The sequence below is a fragment of the Enterobacter sp. K16B genome, from assembly GCF_020216105.1.
GTDB classification, from domain to species: domain Bacteria; phylum Pseudomonadota; class Gammaproteobacteria; order Enterobacterales; family Enterobacteriaceae; genus Enterobacter; species Enterobacter sichuanensis.
The window spans coordinates 1-613 of the sequence record NZ_JAIWJZ010000162.1 but is presented as its reverse complement, the minus strand read 5'-3'; the positions used below and the strand labels follow the sequence as shown (position 1 = coordinate 613).

Here is a 613-nt window from a genome sequence, read left to right as displayed (position 1 = left end):
GTCATCACAGCAGGTAGCCATGAACAAGATAAACGCTGAAATGAAACCATACTGCGTCGGGCGCTATATGCTTGACCTGCCATCCTCTTTTACGGCTTATAATGACGCTGCACCGCTGGATAATAATATCTGGGCGGCAGTGATTTCCCGGCCTGAGGATATGTATAAAACCTATCTGGCGACAAAGAAAATGTACCATCCGGGTTTTGTGCAGTTAATCGCGTTACGTGAAAAGGCGCTACAAAACAGTAAAACCATAGACGCCCAGGATATGCCGTTTTTAAAAAATGTCTGGCCGTTACCTGCTGGTATGGATGGTGTGATTTTTGAACGGAATGAAAACGGAGGTGTTGCGGACGCAATGCGCATTCTGGAAGGATATCTTTATACCAATGGTGTGGTTATCAAGTTTCAGAAGCAAACGGTCAATGATTCAGCTTCACGTTATGAAAGACAACGAAATGGCGATCCAATTCAAAATTATGTCGCAAGTGATGTCAGCCAGATGCAGTCGCTGATGGCGAGAATTAGCGGCAGGGATAATGACGTCATTCCGACGAAACCAGGTTCCTGTATCACCCATGCGTTTATTGCCACCGACCCGACGGCAAGG

The 613-nt window shown here is 46.3% G+C and carries 1 pseudogene; it reads left to right on the top strand.

What is annotated here, in order from left to right:
• Positions 1–19 precede the first annotated feature (19 nt).
• Positions 20–613, top strand: a pseudogene (locus LDK53_RS21795) (hypothetical protein); the annotation flags it as partial.